This is a genomic window from Actinomadura chokoriensis (assembly GCF_039529475.1).
GTDB classification, from domain to species: domain Bacteria; phylum Actinomycetota; class Actinomycetes; order Streptosporangiales; family Streptosporangiaceae; genus Spirillospora; species Spirillospora bangladeshensis.
Genome location: NZ_BAAAMW010000002.1, coordinates 577,277 through 591,918 on the forward strand (window position 1 = coordinate 577,277; position 14,642 = coordinate 591,918).

General features: G+C 72.7%; 14 protein-coding genes. 3 read left to right on the top strand and 11 right to left on the bottom strand.

What is annotated here, in order from left to right; translation table 11 throughout:
* Nucleotides 1-69: 69 nt before the first annotated feature.
* From ABFX46_RS06845 to ABFX46_RS06855, 3 genes are all read right to left on the bottom strand, one after another.
* Nucleotides 70-978, bottom strand: coding sequence for a DUF5753 domain-containing protein (locus ABFX46_RS06845; RefSeq protein WP_346040478.1), 909 nt, complete (start codon nt 976-978; stop codon nt 70-72).
* A 61-nt stretch (nt 979-1,039) separates the two neighbouring features.
* Complete coding sequence (locus ABFX46_RS06850; protein WP_346040479.1) at nt 1,040-1,858, bottom strand: SAM-dependent methyltransferase; 819 nt, start codon at nt 1,856-1,858, stop codon at nt 1,040-1,042.
* Between the two features lie 191 nt (nt 1,859-2,049).
* Nucleotides 2,050-3,069, bottom strand: coding sequence for an oxygenase MpaB family protein (locus ABFX46_RS06855; protein ID WP_346040480.1), 1,020 nt, complete (start codon nt 3,067-3,069; stop codon nt 2,050-2,052).
* 103 nt (nt 3,070-3,172) lie between these two features.
* On the opposite strand from ABFX46_RS06855, the gene ABFX46_RS06860 reads away from it, so the two are divergent.
* The gene (locus ABFX46_RS06860) at nt 3,173-3,802 is read left to right on the top strand and encodes a TetR/AcrR family transcriptional regulator (RefSeq protein WP_346040481.1); all 630 of its coding nucleotides are present in this window, start codon (nt 3,173-3,175) and stop codon (nt 3,800-3,802) included.
* Nucleotides 3,803-3,871: 69 nt separating this feature from the next.
* Here the strand turns inward: ABFX46_RS06860 and ABFX46_RS06865 are convergent, their stop codons facing one another.
* The 5 genes from ABFX46_RS06865 to ABFX46_RS06885 all read right to left on the bottom strand — a co-directional run bounded on the left by ABFX46_RS06865 (nt 3,872) and on the right by ABFX46_RS06885 (nt 10,657).
* Nucleotides 3,872-4,516, bottom strand: a complete 645-nt coding sequence (locus ABFX46_RS06865) for an isochorismatase family protein (RefSeq protein WP_346040482.1) — start codon at nt 4,514-4,516, stop codon at nt 3,872-3,874.
* Entirely contained in the window at nt 4,513-6,408 is a 1,896-nt protein-coding gene (locus tag ABFX46_RS06870; RefSeq protein WP_346040483.1) for a hydantoinase B/oxoprolinase family protein, read from the bottom strand. The genes ABFX46_RS06865 and ABFX46_RS06870 overlap by 4 nt, the downstream gene beginning before the upstream one ends.
* Nucleotides 6,408-8,468: a hydantoinase/oxoprolinase family protein gene (locus tag ABFX46_RS06875; RefSeq protein WP_346040484.1), complete on the bottom strand. Its 2,061-nt coding sequence runs from the start codon at nt 8,466-8,468 to the stop codon at nt 6,408-6,410. Before ABFX46_RS06875 ends, ABFX46_RS06870 begins: the two co-directional genes overlap by 1 nt.
* Before the next feature lie 28 nt (nt 8,469-8,496).
* Nucleotides 8,497-9,720, bottom strand: a complete 1,224-nt coding sequence (locus ABFX46_RS06880; RefSeq protein ID WP_346040485.1) for a CaiB/BaiF CoA transferase family protein — start codon at nt 9,718-9,720, stop codon at nt 8,497-8,499.
* 211 nt (nt 9,721-9,931) lie between these two features.
* Entirely contained in the window at nt 9,932-10,657 is a 726-nt protein-coding gene (locus ABFX46_RS06885) for a GntR family transcriptional regulator (protein WP_346040486.1), read from the bottom strand.
* A gap of 128 nt (nt 10,658-10,785) precedes the next feature.
* On the opposite strand from ABFX46_RS06885, the gene ABFX46_RS06890 reads away from it, so the two are divergent.
* Nucleotides 10,786-11,685, top strand: coding sequence for a hydroxymethylglutaryl-CoA lyase (locus ABFX46_RS06890; RefSeq protein ID WP_346040487.1), 900 nt, complete (start codon nt 10,786-10,788; stop codon nt 11,683-11,685).
* A gap of 4 nt (nt 11,686-11,689) precedes the next feature.
* Here ABFX46_RS06890 and ABFX46_RS06895 read toward each other — a convergent pair whose 3' ends face one another.
* The 3 genes from ABFX46_RS06895 to ABFX46_RS06905 form a co-directional block, all read right to left on the bottom strand.
* Entirely contained in the window at nt 11,690-12,115 is a 426-nt protein-coding gene (locus tag ABFX46_RS06895; RefSeq protein WP_346040488.1) for a VOC family protein, read from the bottom strand.
* Between the two features lie 2 nt (nt 12,116-12,117).
* Nucleotides 12,118-12,570 (bottom strand): ATP-binding protein, encoded by a 453-nt coding sequence (locus ABFX46_RS06900; protein ID WP_346040489.1) that lies wholly within the window; start codon nt 12,568-12,570, stop codon nt 12,118-12,120.
* A gap of 171 nt (nt 12,571-12,741) precedes the next feature.
* Nucleotides 12,742-13,131, bottom strand: a complete 390-nt coding sequence (locus ABFX46_RS06905) for a CoA-binding protein (RefSeq protein ID WP_346040490.1) — start codon at nt 13,129-13,131, stop codon at nt 12,742-12,744.
* Nucleotides 13,132-13,281: 150 nt separating this feature from the next.
* Between ABFX46_RS06905 and ABFX46_RS06910 the strand changes: the two genes are divergently transcribed.
* On the top strand, nt 13,282-14,391 hold the full coding sequence (locus ABFX46_RS06910) for a class I tRNA ligase family protein (protein ID WP_346040491.1): 1,110 nt from the start codon (nt 13,282-13,284) through the stop codon (nt 14,389-14,391).
* Nucleotides 14,392-14,642: the final 251 nt, after the last annotated feature.

A 14,642-nucleotide genomic window follows, 5' to 3' on the forward strand; every position in this document is an offset into this window, starting at 1 on the left:
TCGGCCCCGTGCCGCGCATACGATCCCATGCCCGCGGACGCCGTTCTGTGTCACACGACACGTCCGCCGTCACAGCGAGGAGATCACGTCGCTGAGGATCGCCGCGGTGCGCGCCGGCGGCAGCGCCTGCACCCCGAGGGCGTTCATCGCGTGCCGGTAGTAGTCCTGGTCGCCGGGACGGTCCGGATACAGCGCGTTGTCGAGCTGCTCCAGGAACACGACATCGGCCAGGTCCTCCTCCGGCATCCGGAGGAGCGTCATGGCACCGGTCAGCGCGGCGTGCCCGCCGGCGGCGAACGGCAGGATCTGGATGGTGACATTGGGCGCGTCGCACATGTCGAGCAGGTGCTCCAGCTGCCGGAACATCGTGGCGTGCCCGCCGACGGGGCGGCGCAGCGCCGCCTCGTCCAGGATCGTCCAGAGCAGGGCGGGCCGGGAGCGGTGCAGGATGTCCTGCCGGCGCATGCGCAGGCCCACCCTGGAGGCGATCTCCGCTTCGGGCTCCGTACGGTGCACCAGCGTGATCTGCGCGCGGGCGTAGTCGGGAGTCTGCAGCAGGTCGGGGACGTACTGGACGGCGTAGCAGCGGATGACGGCCGCGACCTGCTCCGCGCCGACGTACCGCAGGAACCACGCCGGGATGACCTCCCGGTAGGACTGCCACCAGCCGGGCCGGTGGGACTGGCGGGCCAGTTCCAGCAGCGCGACGCGGGTGGCGTGCTCGTCGACGCCGTAGAGGTCGCACAGCGCCATCGCGTCGTCGAGCCGGCACCGGGTGGTGCCGGCCTCCAGGGCGGCGAGCCTGTCCTCGGAGCCGACCGCCGAGGCGGCGGCTCCCCGGCTCATGCCCCGCCCGCCGCGCAGCCGGCGCAGCCGGGCGCCCAGCACGAGCCTCGGCAGCGTCAGCCCGGCCGCCGCGTCGGCGGCCGGCTCGGTGACCGGCTCGGCGATGTGCCGCCCGGCCGGGACCGCGCTCATGACCTGCTTCCTCTCGTCACCATGGCCGCTCCCCCGGATACGGTCCGCACCGGGGCGCGGTTCAGGGCTTGCGCGCGACCCCGCCGAACTGGTCGCTCTCGGCGGGCTCTCCGAACGGCGCGGCCTCCGGCCGCCACCGCGTGCAGGAGACGACTCCGGGCTCCACCATCTCCAGCCCGTGGAAGAGGTCCTGGATCTGCCGGGGCGTGCGGTGGACGCCGGGCGGCTTGCCGAACCGGTTCCACTGCCGGATCGCCTCGGCCATCTTCTCGCCGGTGACCTCGATCGTCGGGTGCGCGATGGCCAGATGGCTGCCGGACGCCATCGGCTCCATCAGCCGCCCGATGATCGAGCGGGCCTCGTCGTCGTCGGTGATGTGCCACACGACGCCGAGCATCGTGACCGCGATGGGCTGGGAGAAGTCGAGTGTCCCGGCCGCGCCGCGCAGGATCGTCTCCGGGTCGTGCATGTCGGCGTCGAGATAGTCGGTGGCGCCTTCCGGAGTGCTGCCCAGCAGCGCCCGCGCGTGCGTCAGCACCAGCGGGTCGTTGTCGACGTAGACGACCCTGGAGGCGGGCGCGACCCGCTGGGCGACCTCATGGGTGTTGTCGGCGGTGGGCAGCCCGGTCCCGATGTCGAGGAACTGCCGGATGCCGGCCTCGCCGGCCAGATAGCGCACCACCCGCCCGAGGAACAGCCGGTCGGCGCGGGCCTGCTCCACGATGTCGGGCAGCACCGCCGCTATTTGATCGCCCAGCTCACGATCGACTACGTAGTTCTCTTTGCCGCCCAGCCAATAGTCCCAGATGCGCGCCGAATGGGACACCGTCGTATCGATCCCCGGAGTCGACTGCGGGTACGGTGCGTGTGAATCGCTCATGGCCTGCCCTACCTCCGGGATCGACACAGCGTCTCCCACAATAGATGCCGGGCCAATCCCATCAATGGCCCATTCAGGCCACGGGAGAAATCGAACCCCGGCCGCGAGTGCCGTTCCCGTCCCCCAACGTGCGTCAAATCCCGGAGGCCGTCCAATACACCGGTGGCGGCGCCGGGCCGGGCACCGGTACGTCAGGCGGTGGCCTCGACCTCGGCGCGGGTCAGGACGGGGTCGGGGGCGGTCGAGGCGACCGCGGCGGTGACGCCCGCCGCGACCCGCGCCTCGGCCTCGCGGTACTCGCGGATCGGGCCCGTCGCGTCGTGCAGGCCGTTGAGGACGAGCCACAGCGTGCTCCGGCGCGCGCGCACGACGAGCGGGTTCGGCGGACGGTAGAGGCAGAGCTTCTGCGCCCAATGCGGGAGCAGGTCGCGGGCGGCCCAGTCCATGAACGGGCCGCCGGGCTCCCACGGCTTGGCCTTGCCGCCGCGGAGGTTCGGCCCGGTCTGGAACGCCTTGATCGGGGTGAGCGCCAGCCGCGGCAGATACGACTCCAGGCATTCGGCGACCTCGGCCTTGGTCGCCGGCAGGTCGGTGCCGCCGAGGGACTCGCCGACGCGGACGAACTCGCGGTAGTAGCGGTCGATGTCGCGCAGCGGACGCCGGTGGTAGCGCTCGTGCGCGGTCGCCAGCCCCCAGACGACGGTGGCGTAGTTCCAGCGCAGCCATTCGGGGTCGTCGGCGTCGTAGGCGAGCCCGTCCGGCCGGGTGCCCTTGATGGTGTGGTGCATCGCGCGGACGGTGCGGGCCAGCCGCTCGGCGGTCGGCGTGGAGCCGTAGGCGGTGCCGATGAAGAAGGACAGGGAGTGCCCGAGCCGGACGGCGGCGCCCTCCGGGTCGATCCTGCCCGTGGGGATGCCGTCGACGCGCTCCGGAATGCGGGAGTGGTCGTAGGCCATCCAGCTGATGCTCGGGTCGAGCCCCTCGATGTAGGCGGCGCCGACCAGCCCGAGGATCAGCGTGGGCAGGTGTGCGTGGACGTACCAGACCGCGCTGCCGGGCCCGAACCAGCCGGGGTCGCCCTCCGGCCCGGCGAAGTCGAGGCCCTTGAAGAACCTGGAGCGGATCTCGGTGTCGAAGGCCCGCTCGAACCGCGTCGCGACGGGGTTGGTCTTGCCCGGACTGGTCCTGCCCTGGCTGGTCTCGGCCGGCATCTGCGCTCCCAATTCTGGCTACAACTGTGGCCAGAATAAGCATCTGGGTACACCCGTGTCCAGACTGGGCGGTGCGGACGGGCGGGGCCGGTATCGTCGGGGCATGGCGAACGCGCGCACGGCCACGTCCACCCGGTGGGCCGGGGTCCCGGCGGGCCGCCGGCGGGACGAGCGGCGGGCCATGCTCGTCCGGGCCGCGTACACGCTGTTCGGGGACGAGGGCGAGGCCGCCCTCACGGTGCGCGCCGTGTGCCGCGAGGCCGAGCTGCACACGCGCTACTTCTACGAGAACTTCGCCGGCACCGACGAGCTGCTCGCGGCCGTCTACGACCGGGAGGCCACCGCCCTCGCCGACGCGCTGGCGAGGGCGCTCGACGAGGCCGGTCCGAGCCCGAAGGTCCGCACCCGCGCGGGCATCCGCAGCGTGCTCCGCTTCATCAGCGACGACCCGCGCCGGGGGCGCGTCCTGTTCGCCGAGGCGCGCGGCAACGAGGTCCTCGCCGAGCGGCGCCGGGCCGCGCAGACCGCCCTGCTGGACGGCGTGCTCGCGATGAGCAACATCGAGGATCCGTCGCTCCCGGTCGTCATCGCCGCGACCATGTTCACCGGCGCCATGACCGAGCTGGCCCAGCAGTGGGCGGACGGGAGGCTCGGCGACGACCTCGACGCGGTCGTGGAAAGCGCCGTAGACCTGTCCCTGGCCCTCCACACCACCGCCGCCAAGCACGCCTGACAAACGTTGACCTGCGGCGTGTTGTTGTTATGCGGGCCCTCATAACAACAACACGCCGCAGGTCAACGATTAGGTGATCAGTTCCAGGGCGCGGGCGAGGGAGATCACGTCGGCGTACTTTGCCTGGAGGTCCAGCAGGTTGGCCTCGTGCAGGCGGCGGTCGCGGTCGCCGCACGCCTCGTCCACCACGAGGGGGCGGAACCCGTGCTGCAGGGCGTCGGTCGCGCTCGCCCGGATGCAGCCGCTCGTGGTCAGCCCGCAGATGAACAGCGTGTCGATGCCGGACGCGGTCAGCGTCGCCGCGAGCGACGTCCCGTGGAACGCGCTCGCGTACTGCTTGGTGACGACCGTCTCCCCCGCCCGGGGGGCGGCCCCCTCGGCGAAGTCGCCGAGGGGGCTCCCCTCCTCGAACACCCGCAGCGCGGGGACCTTGCGGCGGAACAGCCCGCCGTCCGCGCCGCCCGGCTGGTAGCTCACCCGCGTGAACAGCACCGGCACGCCGGCGGCCCGTGCCGCCCCGATGAGCGCCACGGTCGCCGACAGCGCGTCCTCGACCGGGGCGCGCAGCGGCGAACCGTCCGCCAGGTACGCCTGGACGAAGTCGACCACCAGCACCGCCGGGGCGTCACCGCAGCCGAGGCTCTCGCCGAACCCCGACGCCCGGTAGTCGGCGACGAGATCGCCCGAGCCACCCGGGCCGTCCGGGCCGGTCATCGGCGGAGGGCGTCGGCGGAGCGGACGTCGACCGGCGGGCGCGGCGCGGGCAGCCCGGTCTCCTCCTCGCAGCGGTCGAGGATCTCCGCGAGCGGCGGCCCCATGTCGAACACGGGGATCTCCGTCCGCGCCGCGGTCATCTCCGCCCGCAGCAGCTCGGTGGCCTGCGCGTCGAGCACGCCGTCGGCGCCGCAGACGACGCCGTACCCGGCACGGGCGCCCTCGGCGGTGACGAGCCCGCGCAGCACCTCCTGCGCCACCAGCTCGGCGGGGCGGGCGAGCGGGTCGCCCCATCCGCCGCCGCCCCACGTCACGAAGTGCAGCACGTCGCCCGGAGCCACCGGCACGTCGTGGACCTTGCTGGGCAGCACCTCGCGGGTGCCGTCCGCCCGGTCGATCCACTTGCGGCCCCGCTCCCCCGGACGCCCGCCGTTCACGCCCCACGGGTAGGTGAGCCAGCGGTCGTCGTGGATCGCGATCGTGCCCGGCTCCTCGAAGTGGTAGGCGACGTCCACGCCGTTGCCGCCCCGGTGCAGGCCGGCGCCGCCGGAGTCGGCGATCGTCTCCCACCGCTCGATGCGCAGCGGGTAGTACGACTCCAGGTACTCGCAGGGGATGTTGACGAACGACGGCCACAGCGAGTGCCCGTCGGGACCGTCCCCGACCGGGCGCCCCGGCACCCCGCCGAACCCGATCGAGTACAGCTGGAACCACTCGCCCTCGCGCGGCCCGGACGTGTAGTGCCCCGAGTACATGAAGTGCGGCGAGGACGAGAACCCGGCCGCGTTCAGGATCTCCGGGTTCGTCTGCCCGAGCAGCCCGCCGAACAGGTCGAACACGCGGCCGATGCCGTGGTTGCGGGCGTTCAGCGCGGCCGGGTGGCGCGGCTTCCAGAACGAGTCCTCGGGGATCGTGACGTCGATCAGCGGGTAGAAGCCGTCGTTCCACAGGATCTGCGGGTCGGCGACCGTGATGACGTAGATCCCGAAGAACATCCGGACGAGGTTCTCGTTGATGAAGTAGTTGACCGGCCCGACCGCCTGCGGCGCCGCGTGGCTGAAGTCGAGATGGATCTTCTCCCCGGTCCGGGTGAGGGAGATCTTCAGCTCGTAGGGGCCGTAGCCGCAGCCGTCGTCGCAGATGTAGTCGGCGAACTCCAGCGTCTGCCCGTCCTCGAAGAGGGTCGCGAGCAGCACCTTCATCGCCTGGTAGTTGCGGTCGAGCAGGGCGTCCAGCGCGGACAGGTACGTCTCGACGCCGAACCGGTCGCACAGCTCGGTCACCCGCCGCGCGGCCGTCGTGCAGGCCGCGACGAGGCCGTTCAGGTCGGCGCGGTTCCAGTCGGGCATCCGCACCTGATTGAGGATGATGCGCAGCGCCGCCTCGTTCAGCTCACCGCCCTCGTACAGCTTGAACGGCGGGACGATCACGCCCTCCTCGTAGATGGTCCGGGCGTCGGCGGGCATCGAGCAGGGCGTCTTGCCGCCGACGTCCGACATGTGGCCGAACATCGACGACCAGCCGACGAGGCGCCCGCGGTGGTAGATCGGCACGACCAGCAGCCAGTCGTTGGCGTGGCTGATCGCCGCGCCGCACGCGTACGGGTCGGACGTCATCAGGATGTCGCCCTCGCCGATCGTCCCGTCGAAGTTCTCCAGGAAGTCGGGCACCGACAGCCCGAACTGGCCGACGACCATCTTCCCGGACGGGTCGGCGATCAGCGGGAACTCGTCGTGCTGCTCGCGGATGCCCGGCGACAGCGCGGTGCGGAACAGCACCTCGTCCATCTCGTAGCGGGCGTTGCGCAGCGCGTTCTCGATGATGTCCAGGGTGACCGGGTCGACGTCGACCCGGTCGACCGGCTCGGTCGTGGTCTGCAGGATCTCGGCCATCAGCCCTCCTCAGTCGGACGGATCAGCAGGCTGCCGCTCGGGTGCACGGTCGCGGCGTGCCCCGGCAGGACGAGGGTGGTGGAGTCCATCTCGACCACGACGGCCGGTCCGGCCACCACGTCCCCGGCGCGGAGCTTGGAGCGGTCGAAGATGCCGGCGGGCACCGAGGCGCCGTCCATCCACACCTCGGTCTCGCGGACGCGCGCCGCCGACGGGTCGCCGTCGCCCTCGGGAAGCGTGCGCCAGGCGACCTCGGGGCGCGGCCCGCTGACCGTGACCCGCAGGTTGATGACCTCGCGCTCGTTGTCGAGCAGGAACGAGAACAGCCGCTTGTGCTCGGCGTCGAACGCGGCGCCCAGCTCGGCGAGCAGGTCGCCGTCCACGGTCTCGCGGTCGACCTCGACGGGGATCTCGAAGCCCTGCCCGTGGTAGCGCAGGTCGATCTGGTACGCCGCGGTCTGGCTGCCGCGCGGCACGCCCTCCGACTCCAGCCGGGCGGCGGCCTGGTCGGCCAGCTCGGCGAGGACGGCGCGCAGCTCGCCGTCGTCGAGGGTGGAGAAGCGGCGCACCATCGTGCGGGCGCTCTCGTCGCGGGCGCAGGTCGTCGCGTCCCCGTAGGCGCACAGGACGCCCGGCGACGGCGGCACGATCACCGGCCACGCGCCGGTCAGCCGGCCGAGCGCGTTGGCGTGCAGCGGGCCCGCGCCGCCGAACGACATCAGCGCGAACTCGCGCGGGTCGAAGCCCTGCTGGACGCTGATCAGCCGCAGCGCGCCCAGCATGTTCTCGTTGACGATGTCGATGATCCCGGCCGCCGCGGCCTCCACGCTCGGCAGGCCCATCGCCTCGGCGATGCCGCTCACGGCCTTGCGGGCGGCCTCGACGTCCAGCGAGATCTCCCCGCCGGCGAGCTGCGTCGGCAGGTAGCCGAGGACGACGTTGGCGTCGGTGACCGTCGGCTCGGTGCCGCCCGCGCCGTAGGCGGCGGGGCCGGGGTCGGCGCCCGCCGACTGCGGGCCGACCCGCAGCGCCTTGGTCAGCTCGGGGACGTGCGCGATCGAGCCGCCGCCGGCGCCGACGCTGCGGACGTCCACGCTGGTGGCCCGGACGGTCAGGTCGCCGACGCTCGTCTCCCGGCCGATCCGGGGGTTGCCGCCGAGGACGAGCGCCACGTCCGTGGACGTCCCGCCCATGTCGAAGGTGAGGAAGTCGCCGAACCCGGCCTGCTCGGCGAACCACACGGCGCCGGTCACGCCGCCCGCCGGGCCCGACAGCAGCAGCGACACCGGGTCCTCGGCCGCCTTGGACGCCTGGGTGAGCCCGCCGTCGCTGCGCAGCACCGAGAGCGGCGCCGCGATGCCGCTGCCGGTCAGCGACCGGTCGAGGTTGCTGACGTACCGGGCGACTTCGGGCTGCACGTAGCTGTTCGCCACGGTCGTGACGGTCCGCTCGTACTCCCGCATCTCCGGCAGGACGTGGCTGGACAGCGACACCGGCACGCCGGGCAGCTCCTCGGCCGCCAGTTCCGCGACCCGACGCTCGTGCTCGTCGTTCGCGTACGCGTTGATCAGCGAGACGGTGAGCGCCTCGATGCCGGCCCCGGCGAGCCTGCGCAGCTCGGCGCGGGCGCGCTCCTCGTCCAGCGGGGTGACGACCCGGCCGTCGGCCGCGATCCGGCCCGGGACCTCGACGGTGTGCTCCAGTTTCGCCAGCGGCTCCGGCTTCGGCCAGATGATCCAGCCGGCCAGCCCGCCCGGCACGAACGACCGGGCGATCTGCAGCACCTGCCGGAACCCCTCGGTCGTCACCAGCCCGACCCGCGCTCCCCTGCCCTGCAGGATCGCGTTGGTCGCCACCGTCGTGCCGTGCAGCACGTGCGCCACCTCGGACAGCCCGATCCCCGCGTCCCGGCACACCTTCCGGATGCCGTTGAGGACGCCCTCGGACTGGTCCGCCGGAGTGGACGCGGTCTTGGCGCGGTGGCTGACGCCGGTCTCCTCGTCCACCAGCAGCACGTCGGTGAACGTGCCTCCTACATCGACGCCTAGGCGATAGCCCATGCCGGCCTCCCGGTGCCGTGCTCGTTACTCAGATGGATCCGCGCTCGGCCAGCGCGGCGATCTCGTCTTCTCGCAGGTCCAGGAGGCCGCCGTACACCTCCCGGTTGTGCTCGCCGAGCGCGGGGCCGGCGTGGCGCACCGACCCCGGCGTCTCGCTGAGCCTGGGGAACGCGTTGTGCATCGGGAGCTCCCCGAAGTCGGGGTGGACGAGGCGCACGATCGCCTCGCGGGCCGCGAAGTGCGGGTCGTCGAACATGTCCTTGGCGGTGTAGATGCGTCCGGCCGGGACGCCGCCCTCGTGGAGGGTCTCCAGGAGGGCCTCGGTGTCGAGGGTCGCCGACCAGGCGGAGATCAGCTCGTCCAGCTCGGCCATGTTGCGGCCCCGGTCGGCGTGCCCGGCGAACCGGGGGTCATCGGCGAGTTCGGGCCGTCCCATCGTCTTGGCGAGGCGTCCGAACACGGTGTCCTGGTTGGCGGCGATCAGGATCATCTCGCCGGACGCGGTCGGGTACACGTTGCTGGGCGACACGTTCGGCAGCACCGACCCGGTGCGTTCGCGCTGGTAGCCGGCCACGGCCCACTCGGGCAGCAGCGACTCCATCATCGCCAGCACCGCCTCGTAGATCGCCGAGTCGACGATCTGGCCGCGCCCGGTGTTGCTCCGGTGGTGGACGGCGACGAGCGCGCCGATCGTGGCGAACACCGCGGCGAGCGAGTCGCCGAGCGAGATCCCGGCCCGGGACGGCGCGTTCCCCGGGTCGCCGGTCACGTACCGGATGCCGCCCATCGCCTCGCCGATCGACCCGTACCCGGCGCGCGGCGCGTAGGGGCCGCTCTGCCCGAAACCGGACACCCGCACGAGGATCAGCCCCGGGTTCGCCTCGCGGAGCGTGTCGAAGTCCAGCCCCCAGCGCTCCAGCGTGCCGGGGCGGAAGTTCTCCACGACGATGTCGGCCTGCGCGATGATCCGCCGCGCGAGGTCCTGCCCCTCGGGCGTGCGCAGGTTGCACGTCACCGACTTCTTGTTGCGCGCGACCACGGGCCACCACAGGGACTTGCCGTGCGGCTTCTCCCGCCCCCACTGGCGCATCGGGTCGCCCGCGCCCGGCGCCTCCAGCTTGATCACCTCGGCGCCGAAGTCGCCGAGCAGCTGCCCGCAGAACGGACCGGCGAGCAACTGCCCCATCTCCACCACGCGCAGATCGGCGAGCGGCCCCCGGGCGTCCTGCATGGCACCGTCGTGCGTCGACATCTGGCAAACCCTCGTTTCAGTCGTCTCATTCAGCCCGGCCGGCACCGGCCGGATCGTCGTTCAGGCCGGGCGGTTCCCAGCCGGTCGTCCTTCGGGCCGGGCGGTCCCGGCCGGTCGTCGTTCAGGCCGGCCGGCTCCAGCCGAGTCGTCGTTCGGGCCGGATGGTTCCGGCCGGGTCGTCGTTCGGGCCGGCCAGTCGCGGCCGGGTCGTTCAGGTCGGGTCGTTGTTCGGGGCGGGCTGGGTGTTCGGGGCGGGCTGGGTGTTGGGCTGGGTGTTCGGGGCGGGCTGGTCATTGGGGACGGGCTGGGCGCGGGCGGCGCGTAGGAGGACCGCCTTGGCGGCGAGCACGTGTGCGCGCATCACCGACTCGGCCCAGGTGCCGTCGGCCGCGCGCAGGGCGGCGACCAGTTCGCGGTGGTGGGCGGAGCTGCGGGTCAGGTCGTCCGGCGAGTAGCGGTGGAAGGTGCGCATGACCAGCGGGAGCTGCACCACCGCGTTGAGCATCGACACCAGCCGGGTGCTGGCGGCCGCGGCGCGGACGATGCCGTGGAACTCGGCGTTCAGCTCGGCGACCCGGTCCAGGTCCTGGCCGTCGCCGGAGGCGGCGGAGCGCTCCATGAGGTCGCACAGCTCGGCCATCCGGTCGGCGGCCTTGGGCTCGATCCGGGTGGCGGCGCGGCGGGCGGCGGCGCCCTCCAGCAGCATCCGCAGGTCGTAGATCTCCTCCAGGTCCTCCGGCGTCCAGTCGGGGACGCGGGCGCCGCGGTGCGGCAGGACCTCGACGAGGCCCTCGACCTCCAGCCGGCGCAGCGCCTCCCGGACCGGCGTCCGGCTGGAGCCGGTCTGCTCGGCCAGCTCGGCCTCGCCGAGCCGGGCCCCGGGCGGGTGGACGCCGTCCAGGATGTCGGCGCGCAGCCGTGTGTACACACGGTCCACGGCACGGACCATCCGAACCTCCTCGGTGGATCGATTGCATGCAAGATAAGCATTTCAGTCGCTTGACACAAGGGTTCTTCCTGAACGATTCTGCAGTACATCCACAGATTGCATACAAGGGAAGGCCGATGGCGGACGTCGAACTGATCGAGGTGGGCCCCCGGGACGGGCTGCAGAACGAGGCCGCGATCCTGCCCACCGCCGACAAGGTGCGGCTCATCGAGCGGAGCGTGGCGGCCGGGCTGCGGCGGATCGAGGCGGTCAGCTTCGTCAACCCGAAGCGCGTCCCGCAGATGGCGGACGCGGAGGCGGTGATGGAGCGCGTCCCCCGGCCGGACGGGGTGCGCTATGCCGGGCTCGTCCTGAACCGGCGCGGCCTCGACCGGGCGCTCGCCACCGGCGTGGACGAGGTCAACGTCGTCGTCGTGGCCACCGACGAGTTCAGCCGCCGCAACCAGGGCTGCACGGTCGAGGAGGGGGTGGCGACCTGGGCGCGGATCGCCGCCGACGCCCGCGCCGCCGGGCTCTTCCGCACCGTCACCATCGCGGCGTCCTTCGGCTGCCCGTTCGAGGGCGAGGTGCCGGCCGAGCGCGTCCTGGACCTGGTGCGGCGGGTCGCCGAGAGCGAGCCCGACGAGATCGCGCTGGCCGACACGATCGGCGTGGGCGTCCCCGCGCAGGTGCGCACGCTGCTGGCGGGCGCCGCCGAGATCGCCCCGCACGTCCCGCTGCGCTGCCACTTCCACAACACGCGCAACACCGGCTACGCCAACGCCCTCACCGCGCTCGACCACGGGGTGAGCGCACTGGACGCGAGCACCGGCGGCTTCGGCAGCTGCCCGTTCGCGCCGGCCGCGACCGGCAACATCGCGACCGAGGACCTGCTCTACTCCCTCGACCGCATGGGCGTCGCGACGGGCGTGCGGATGGCCCCGGTGACCGAGACGGCGGCCTGGCTGGGCGAGCGGCTCGACAGCCCGGTGCAGGCCCTGCTCGGCCGCGCCGGGCCGTTCCCGTCGGCCCGCTAGCGCGTCACCACTGCGGGACCGTGCCGTCCCGCTGCAGGAACTCCAGCCGGTTGCCCAGGTTGTCGAACGCGTAGAACCGGCGGTGACCTGGGAAGTTGTCGTCCCAGTCGACTTCGATGCCGTGCTCGGCCAGCCGCTCGGCCAGCCCGTCCAGGTCCTCGACGCGGATGCCGGGGTGCGCCTTGCGGGCCGGGCGGAAGTCCTGCTCGACGCCCAGGTGGATCTCCAGCCCGTCGGCGCGCACCCACAGCCCGCCCCGCGCGGCCAGCACCGGCGGCTTCGCGACCTCGCTCATCCCTAACGCGTCCACGTAGAACGCGCGGCACGCGTCCTCGCCGCCCGCCGGGATGGCGATCTGCACGTGGTGCACCCCGAAGGCGAACGGCGTCTCGTGGTCCGGCCCGTATCCCTGCGCGGAAATCTCACTCATGATCACATCATGGCGCGGGTGAAGTACACGCGGACAGTGGTCCCGTCCGGCCCCGTGTGGATGCGCACCAGGTCGGCGAGCTTGTGGACGAGCAGCAGCCCGCGGCCGCCGACCGTGTCCGGCGGGACGGGACGCCGCCCGGCCAGCGGATCGGTGATGTGCCCCGCGTCGCTGACCTCGATGATCAGGTGGGTGGCGTCGTACCAGAGGCACAGCACGCCCGAGCCGCCGCCGTGCTCGACGGAGTTGGCGGTCAGCTCGCTGGCGACGAGTTCGGCGTCCTGGACGCGGTCCTCGGTGAGGCCCGCCGCGGCGGCGCACTGCACGACCATCGCCCGCGCCACCTTCAGCGTGCGCGCGTTGAAGGGCAATCGCCGCGGCCGGTCGGACGGCTCGACGGCGGCCCGCGCCCCCGCACCCGGGTGATCGCCGACCCGCTCCCCGCTGCCGGTCATGACCGTCCCTCCGACCGCACTCCTTGCCCTACGGCAATCATGAATGGTACCGACTGAGAGCGAACGGCACGCCCGCTTCCCCATGGCTCTTCCCTGGTCACCGCAACTTAGACGACCGGCAGCGGTCTGAGCGGCCTAGACCCGGGTGTCGTCCACTCTGAAGGCCCGCGACTAGTGCGCGGCGTGCAGGTGATCCGGGCCGACCAGCCGCATGCCGTGTTCGCGGCAGGCGGCGAGCAGCGCACGCTCCTGGCCCACGGTCATTCCCGAACTGCTCACCATGAGGGCGGAGATCCCGGACCTGCCGCACGCCTCGGCAACGCCGGGCACGGCGTACGCGGGGACGGCGATGACGGCCAGATCGGGCACCTCGGGCAGGTCGGCGAGCGTCGCCACGCACGGCACGCCGTCCGCGGCGTTCCCGGCGCAGTGCGGGTTCACCGCGTAGACGGCGCCGTCGAAACCGCCGCCCAGCAGGTCGGCGAGGAGGGCCCGGTGCTCACCGGACACCCCGATGACCGCGACGACCCGCGCCCGCGCCCCGCCGGAGACTTCTGTCATGTGCCCAGCCTCTGACGCGGCAGGTCGCAGAGCAGGGTCCCAAGGTCCCCGGCCGGTGGGACCAACGTCCCGGTTCCGTCTTTACCTCCCGCTTCGCACACTGGAGGGAGGACGGCCTTCGGGCTTCCCCACCGTGAGGGACGGCATCCCGTGGATCTCAACGCACCCGACCGCACGCTCCGGATCGGCGGCCGTCCGCTGCCGGTCGCCGGACCCGCCCGGATGTACGTCTGCGGGATCACCCCGTACGACGCGACCCACCTCGGCCACGCCCGCACCTTCGTCTGGGCCGACGTCGCGGCCCGCGTCCTGCGGCACGCGGGCGCGGACGTGCGCGTCTGCCGCAACGTCACCGACGTCGACGACGTCCTGAACCAGGCGGCCCACCGCGCCGGAAGCCCCTACGACAGCTTCGCCGCCGTCCAGCAGTACTACTTCGAACGCGACCTCGACACCCTCGGCGTCCACGCCGTCGACCACCAGCCCCGCGCGCACAACCACGTCCGGGAGGTCATCGCGCTCGCGCAGGGCCTTCTCACGTCCGGCCACGCCTACGTCCACGACAACGCGGTCTACTTCCACGGCGCCGACGTCCCTGCTCTGCCCGACGACGAGGCGCACGCCCTCCTGGCCGAGTACGGGGACGAGCCCGGCGCGCCCGGCAAGAGGCATCCGTTCGACGTCGCGGTCTGGCGCCCGTCCCGCTCGGGCGAGCCCGCCTGGCCCAGCCCCTGGGGTCCCGGCCGTCCGGGCTGGCACGCCGAGTGCGCCGCGATGGCCATGACGACCTTCGGACCGTCCCTCGACCTGCACGCCGGCGGCACGGACCTGCGCTTCCCGCACCACGCCTACGAATCCGCGATGGCCGAGGCGCTGACCGGCGTCCGCCCCTTCTCCCGGGCCTGGCTGCACGTCGGCATGGTCCGCCGCGACGGCGAGAAGATGGCCAAGTCGACCGGCAACCTCGTCCTGGTCTCCGACCTCGTCCCCGGCCACCCGCCCGCCGCCGTCCGCCTCATGCTGATGAGCACCCCCTGGCAGGACGAATGGGACTACACCCCCGAAGCCTTGGAGCAGGCCGCCGCCCTCTTGGACCGCCTCCACACCGCCGCCGGCCGTCCGGGCAACTCCCCCACCGCCGAAGCAGCCGTGACCAAGGCCCTCCTCAACGACCTCGACGTCCCCACCGCCCTCCGCACAGCCGAAGAGGAAGGCGCCCGCACCGCCCGCCTGACGATGCGAACACTCGCCCTCACCTGACCCGCGGATCGGACGGCATCAAGGCGTCCTACGACACCGGCATCGCATGACCATCGAGAAGTGACACGCACGAGGGGCACCGGACGGCCGACCCGTTGCTCTCACCAGCACATGTGGCTACGGCTCCAGCCGGGTATGAGGGGCTGCCGGCGTGCGCGGGGCAGCGTCGCGGTGGCTCCCGGTGTGGCCGTCCGGGTTCCGGTGGTGTGCGGTTCGTGCTGGTCAGCGGGGGTATGGCACGGCGGGTCGAG